Below are 6,775 nucleotides of genomic sequence, written 5' to 3'. Positions count from 1 at the left end.
TGTCATGATTCCAGTAAAAAAAATTTTTGCTGGACTAATGATTGGTTGTACGTTATGTTCTTTTAACAGTGGAAAAGATTACCTGAATCTTTTCCACATTTGCTATTTTTCTTCGCGTTTGGCGCGGGCACTTCAACCCTTGGACGGAAATGTTTACATCCGAACAGCTTGTAGTGTACCCAGCTCAAGGAGTGGGCCAGATAGAGCGCATCGACAGCCAGAATATTGGTGGTTCGGCGTGCGATTTCTACATCGTGCGCATCCGGGCCAACAGTATCACCCTCATGGTACCTGTCAAAAATGCCTCTAATGTTGGTCTGCGCACTTTGGTCAGCACCAAGGAAGCAGAACACATCTGGGAAGCGCTGCGCAACAACCCCCAGCAGACCGTCCACACAGGCCAGAACTGGAACCGGCGCTTCCGCGAGTATTCCGAACGCCTCAAGAGTCCTGACCTTTCCATCGTCGCCAACGTCCTGCGCGAACTCCTCCTCATCGGCCGTACCAAGGATCTTTCCTTTGGTGAACGGCGTCTCTTGGAACAGGCCATGAGCCTTGTGACCGGTGAACTGGGCGAAGTCCTCAAGACGGAACAGCGGGACTTGCAGTCCGAGCTCATCTCTCTTTATTCCCCGCCTGCCAAGCAGCCTGCGACCACTGCGCATTAACTATTTTTTACTTGCTTCCGGCCACAAGATAGGCTACACGCTTTTCACACGCCTTTTTTCTTCCAATCCCATAACATCTTTTTGCATCGCATTGCCGTTTTTCGGTGATGCGTGCTTTCTACGCCCATGGAAAAAGCACCCCGTAAATACGTCCGTAAAAAAAAGGCTGCACCCGCCTTACTTTCAGATAGCGGCCTGAGCCTGACAGAACTGAAAACCCGCAGCATGCAGGCCCTGATGGAACTGGCTGAGCAGTACGAGATCGAAAATGCCAGCTCCATGCGCAAGCAAGAACTCATCTTCGCCCTCCTGCAGGCCTGTGCCTCCCAAAACGGTGCCATCTACGGGGATGGCGTCCTGGAGATCCTGCCCGACGGCTTCGGCTTCCTGCGCTCTCCCCTGTGCAGCTACATGCCCGGCCCGGACGACATCTATGTTTCTCCCTCCCAGATCCGCCGCTTTTCCCTGCGTAAAGGCGATATCGTTTCCGGCCAGATCCGCCCCCCAAAAGAAGGCGAACGCTACTTTGCCCTGCTCAAAGTGACGGAGATCGGCTTCGAACCGCCGGAAAATGCCAAAAATCTCGTTCTGTTCGACAACCTGACGCCCATCTATCCTGATCACCAGCTGATCATGGAAAATGGCGAGAAAAATCTTTCCAACCGCGTCATCGACATCATGTCGCCCATCGGCTGTGGTCAGCGCGGTCTCATCGTGGCCCCGCCGCGTACCGGCAAGACTGTTCTGCTGCAGTCTTTGGCCAACGCCATCAATGCCAACAATCCCGACGTCTATCTGATCGTCCTGCTCATCGACGAACGCCCCGAAGAAGTCACGGACATGGAACGTACCGTGAAAAAGGCCGAAGTCATCAGCTCCACCTTTGACGAACCGCCCCAGCGCCACGTGCAGGTCTGTGAAATGGTACTGGAAAAAGCCAAGCGTCTGGTGGAACGCAAGCGGGACGTGGTCATCCTTATGGACTCCATCACCCGTCTGGGCCGCGCTTATAACGCCGTGACCCCTTCATCTGGCCGCGTGCTTTCCGGTGGTCTGGACGCCAACGCCCTGCAGCGCCCCAAGCGTATCTTTGGTGCCGCGCGCAATATCGAAGAAGGCGGCAGCCTGACCATCATCGCCACGGCTCTGATCGACACCGGCTCCCGCATGGACGAAGTCATCTTCGAAGAATTCAAGGGTACCGGCAACATGGAGATCTATCTGGACCGCCACCTGGCGGAAAAGCGCATCTTCCCGGCCATCGACATCAACCGCACCGGCACCCGCAAGGAAGACCTGCTGCTTTCCGACGATATCCTCAACCGCGTCTGGATCCTGCGCAAGATCCTGGCTCCCATGTCCTCCATCGACAGCATGGAATTCCTGCTGGACAAGATGCGCGGGACCAAGTCCAACAAGGACTTCATGGACGCCATGGGCAAATAGCAACAACGTATCCGCTTTTCAGAAAGGCGCTCTTTGGAGCGCCTTTTTTGTTATTTTGTCCTACCGAACGCCATAGAGCGAAATGAAAAGACACGCGTTGGGTGTCTTTTGATGGGCGGTTTTGATTTGTGGCTCGTACATCCGCTCTGCCCTGCTCCGTTTTTTTCCACGAGTCATCCAGAAAAACTCGTGACGCGGCACACTTCCCTTGGAGCATTTGCCAGTCCGTATACTGAAGGACATCCGTCTTGTGCCACTCCATCAGCATCTCTATGATTTGCAAGGGACAGTGCTCCCTGGCCTGCATCCGCAGGGAGAACGACAAAGACAGGAAGGACTCCGGTGGACGACGACACAAAAAAAGGGCTCCCCGAAGGGAGCCCAGAAGCATCAGAGCAATGGATGGGACCGGTTAGGCCAGCTTCTTCACCGCTTCCAGAACGGCGTCGTAGTCAGGCTCGTTGGTCACTTCGGGCACCAGCTGGCTGTAAGCCAGCGTACCGTCGGGAGCCACCACGAAGATGGCGCGGGCCAGCAGACGCAGTTCCTGGATCAGCACGCCGTAGTTCTTGCCGAAATCCACGTCCTTGTAGTCGGACAGGCTTTCCACGGCCTGCACGCCGGCGGCACCGCACCAGCGGGCCTGAGCGAAGGGCAGGTCGCAGCTCAGGGCCAGGATCTGCACTTTGTCGGACAGGGCAGCGGCTTCCTTGTTGAAGCGACGCACTTCCATATCACACACGGGCGTATCCAGAGAAGGCACGCTCACCAGGACCACGATCTTGCCCGCGTAGTCTTTCAGGCTGCGGGGTTCGAGGCCGTTGTTGCACACCGTGAATTCAGGGGCCTTCTGGCCAACGACGGGCAGGTTGCCTTCGAGGTGGAGAGGATTACCCATGAAAGTGACAGTATTCATAAAAAGCTCCTTGCGGCTTTTGCGTTCAAGATGCCCTTATGTAGCAGGATGCCCTGTCCTTGTCAAGAACATTTCCTATTTAACGGAATCCCAGACCAGGGCGGCCCATTCGCCGTCGATGATACGGCGCGGTTCGGGCAGTCCCTGGGCCTTGTAAGCCGCGGTCACGCCGTCAGCCTGGATCTCCAAGAGCCCGGAAAGGACGAGGCAACCGCCGGGGCGGCAGACGCGCACGATATCGGCCGCCATCTCGGTCAGCGGACGGGCCAGGATGTTGGCCAGCACCAAGTCGAACTGCTTGCCAGTCACGGCACCGATGCTGCCCTCGGCCACGGTGAAGTTTTCAGGCGCGATGGCGTTGAGGGCACGATTCTCGACCGCGTTGTCCACGGCCAGCGGATCGATGTCCAGACCTTCGCCCGTAAGGCCGAACTTGCAGCAGCCGATGCCCAGCACCCCGGAACCGGTGCCCAGATCGAGGAAATGCTGCCCTTCCTGCAGGCGTCCGGCTTCCAGCAGATCGCTGACCACACGCAGACACAGGGCCGTAGTGGCATGATGGCCGGTGCCAAAGGCACTCTTGGGCTCGATGAGGATGGGCGTCCGGCCGGGGAAGTCCTGCGTATCCGCCAGCCACGGCGGCAGGACCACAAAATGGTTACCGCAACACACAGGCGTGAAGAACTGACGCCAAGCCGCCAGCCAGTCGGTCTCCTCCAGCTCGGAAAGAGCGCTTTCCGCAGCCGGGACGGTCTGCTTCAGCAGCTGCTGCAGCCGTTCCAGAAAATCCTTCTGCTCGCAGTGGACCCGGAAGCGCGTCTCGCCGGTGGGCAGGCTCTGCTCTTCCCAGCCAAAGGGCACTTCCAGGGCCAGCAGGCCGGTGGCGCAGTCGTAATCACTTTCCGCAACAACAATTTCGAGGCGATGGATGGTTTTCATGCATTCTGCCTAGCCCGCACACCGGGCCCTGTCAAGCCGGCATGTTGATTTGCGGCGCAAATGCCTGTATGGATTGTCGGCATCGGCCTTTTGCCGTCTGCTTCGTGAGTGCGTCCCCGGGCGGGGCGCCTCCTTTTTTTCAGCTTTTCAGATTTTCCTAGTGATCCCCTGAGAATTCCACAAGCCTTTTCCGGCCAGTCGGGACGTATCCGGCCCAGACGGAAAAATATACGGGAGACGACGATGCTGGACCAGATCCTTGCGGACATCCGCAAGACCTTCGATGTGGACTTTGTTCCCCTGCAGCTGGATGACGGCCAGCTGGAGGTCCTGAACATCAACAATATGCAGAGCCATCTGGACGGGCTGCTGGCACGGCACGCCATCCATGACCCGCTGAAAGATCTGCCGCTCTGGGCCAAGGTCTGGCCGGGCTCCTTCGTGCTGGGGCGCTTCCTGCGCAAGCTGGAGCCCGAGGGCAAGACCATGCTGGAGCTGGGCGGCGGTTGTGGCGTGCTCAGTCTGGTGGCCTCCCGTTACGGCTTCCGCCATATCGTGACCAGCGACATCGTCAATGATGCCCTCCAGTTCGCCCGGGCCAACGTGCTGCACAACAAGCTGCAGAACCTGATCGACGTCTGCTATCTGGACGTTTCCCGTCCCGGCAAGGACGAGCGCTTCCCCGAAGGCTTCGACCGCATCGTCGCTTCGGAGCTCCTGTATCTCGATGACCTGCACCGGCCGCTGCTGAAATTCGTGGACCGTCATCTGGCTCCGGGCGGCAAGGCCGTATTCTGCACGGACATGGCCCGCGCCAAACCGCATTTTGCCAAGCTGGCCGCCAAGACCTTCCAGGTGCAGGAAGGCCATATCGGCGTCAAGAGCCAAGATGCCGACGGCAAGGAACAGCGCCGCATCTACGTCCTGCATATCCTGGAGCGCAAGCAGTAGCCATGAGCACGACCACTCTTCCCGTCATCCGTCTGCAGTCCTGCCCCAAGGGCTATACCCGCGACCTGGACAAGACCATCTCGCCCCAGGAGACCTATGAACGCGTGCAGGCCCGCATGCAGGCCGCCGGTCTGGACATCCTGGCCGAAGTCCGCCGCGTGGACGTGGGCCGTCTGGGCATCCCGGTCTACCTCAGCGTTTGCGGCAGGGACGCCCGCGGCATCATGCCCACCCGCAAACAGATGGGCAAAGGTTCCTCGCCGGAACAGGCCCGTGCTTCCGCTCTGATGGAACTGATGGAACGCTTTGCCTTCTTCAGTTTCTGGCAGCGCCTGCCGCATATGGTCAGCGCCACCTGGGCCGAGGCCGAAGAGCGCTTCGGCAAGGATCTGCTGCCCATCGAGGAGATCTGCCGCTCCGTGGACGACAGTCTTTCCCCGGAACAGGCCCGCGAAGCCATGAGCACCCTGCGCTGGAACTTCTTCCCTGCCACGCATCTGGCTGACGGTCGCACCGTCTGGCTGCCGCTGGACTGGTTCAAGCTGCTGGGCGAATTCAACGGCACGTCCGCCGGCAACAGCCTGGAGGAATCGCTTCTGCAGGGCCTTTCCGAACTGGTGGAGCGGCATGTCTGCTGCCGTATCGACCGGGAACGCCTGACCACCCCCACCATCGATCCCCACGAAGTGGACGATCCCACCCTGCGCGACCTGCTGGCCGCCTTTGAACGGGAAGGCATCCATATCGTGCTCAAGGATTTCTCCCTGGGCATGCCGCTGCCCACTGTCGGCGCGGTGGCCTGGGACCCGGCCACCTTCCCGGCCCGCTCCGAGATCGTGTTCACGGCCGGCACCGCAGCCTCTCCGGCCAAGGCCGCCATCCGTGCCGTCACGGAGATCGCCCAGCTGGGCGGTGACTTCTGCACGCAGGCCTGCTACGAGGCCTCCGGTCTTTCCAAGTTCGAGCGTCTGGAGGACATCCAATGGCTGCTGGAAGGGCCCGTCTGCCGCCTGTCCGACCTGCCCAGCGTGGAAGCGCCCGACATCCGCGACGAGCTGCTCCGGGCGCTGCATGATCTGGAACCGGTACAGGTCTATGCTGTAGAGACTACGCATCCCGATCTGGGCGTCCCGGCCCACTACTGCATCGCTCCGGGGCTCTCCTTCCGCGAGCGTGACCGCAACCAGAGCATCGGTCTGTTCGTGGGCCGCAAGCTGGCTGAAGAAGCGGACGAGGAAACGGCCCTGCATGGGCTGGCCGTGCTGGAGCGCTGCTACCCCAACGCGCATTTCCTGCCCTTTTTCCGGGCCATGCTGGCCCTGCGTGCGGAACGTTTTGAAGAGGCTCGTGACCTTTTCGCCCAGGCCCGCCCCCTGCAGCCCGAAAATGACGCCAAGGGGCTGGCCGCCTTTTACGAAGGTTATGTCTCCACGCTGACCGGCGACTGGGAAAGTGCCCTGTCCCCCCTGCGTGACGCTGTGGCCCTGTGCCCGGACATGAAGGAATACGGCAACCTGCTGGGCGTCTGCCTGTTCAAGCTCAAGCGTTATGAAGAAGCCGCTGCCGCCTTCCGTGCCGTGCTCAAGGTGGACAAGGGCTCGGTGATGGACTTGGCCAATCTGGGGCTGTGCGAAAAATTCCTGGGCCAGAAGGAAGCCGCCATGGAACATCTGGCGGCCGCGCTGGAAGTGGATCCTTCGCTGGACTTTGCCCGCACGCATCTGGAAGAGCTTAAAGCATCGCTTTAAGTATTACCGCATTCCATGACTACCGGGGAGAAAGTCCTGTACAGGGCTTTCTCCCTTTTCCATCCTCTCAGGCTGACCTGACGACGGCTGCCGCGCCCTACTCTGTT

6 protein-coding genes are annotated in these 6,775 nt (G+C 59.6%); 4 read left to right on the top strand and 2 right to left on the bottom strand.

Going from position 1 to position 6,775, the window contains the following annotated elements; genetic code table 11:
* Nucleotides 1-149 precede the first annotated feature (149 nt).
* Both ACQRCJ_RS11740 and rho read left to right on the top strand, forming a co-directional pair.
* Entirely contained in the window at nt 150-668 is a 519-nt protein-coding gene (locus tag ACQRCJ_RS11740) for a CarD family transcriptional regulator (RefSeq protein ID WP_006005737.1), read from the top strand.
* 195 nt (nt 669-863) lie between these two features.
* A complete protein-coding gene (rho, locus tag ACQRCJ_RS11735) occupies nt 864-2,114 on the top strand; it encodes a transcription termination factor Rho (RefSeq protein WP_040369422.1) in 1,251 nt (416 codons plus the stop codon).
* A gap of 412 nt (nt 2,115-2,526) precedes the next feature.
* Here the strand turns inward: rho and tpx are convergent, their stop codons facing one another.
* Nucleotides 2,527-3,030, bottom strand: a complete 504-nt coding sequence (tpx, locus tag ACQRCJ_RS11730) for a thiol peroxidase (RefSeq protein WP_204674086.1) — start codon at nt 3,028-3,030, stop codon at nt 2,527-2,529.
* Between the two features lie 75 nt (nt 3,031-3,105).
* On the bottom strand, nt 3,106-3,969 hold the full coding sequence (locus tag ACQRCJ_RS11725) for a 50S ribosomal protein L11 methyltransferase (protein WP_168936484.1): 864 nt from the start codon (nt 3,967-3,969) through the stop codon (nt 3,106-3,108).
* 243 nt (nt 3,970-4,212) lie between these two features.
* Between ACQRCJ_RS11725 and ACQRCJ_RS11720 the strand changes: the two genes are divergently transcribed.
* Entirely contained in the window at nt 4,213-4,920 is a 708-nt protein-coding gene (locus ACQRCJ_RS11720) for a class I SAM-dependent methyltransferase (RefSeq protein WP_427799865.1), read from the top strand.
* Nucleotides 4,921-4,922: 2 nt separating this feature from the next.
* Complete coding sequence (locus tag ACQRCJ_RS11715) at nt 4,923-6,668, top strand: YcaO-like family protein (protein ID WP_427799864.1); 1,746 nt, start codon at nt 4,923-4,925, stop codon at nt 6,666-6,668.
* Nucleotides 6,669-6,775: the final 107 nt, after the last annotated feature.

Origin of the sequence: Desulfovibrio sp. SGI.102, assembly GCF_050314315.1 — a bacterium.
Classification (GTDB): Bacteria; Desulfobacterota; Desulfovibrionia; order Desulfovibrionales; family Desulfovibrionaceae; genus Desulfovibrio.
The sequence above is the reverse complement of the archived record's forward strand: the minus strand, read 5'-3'. Positions and strand labels throughout refer to the sequence as shown.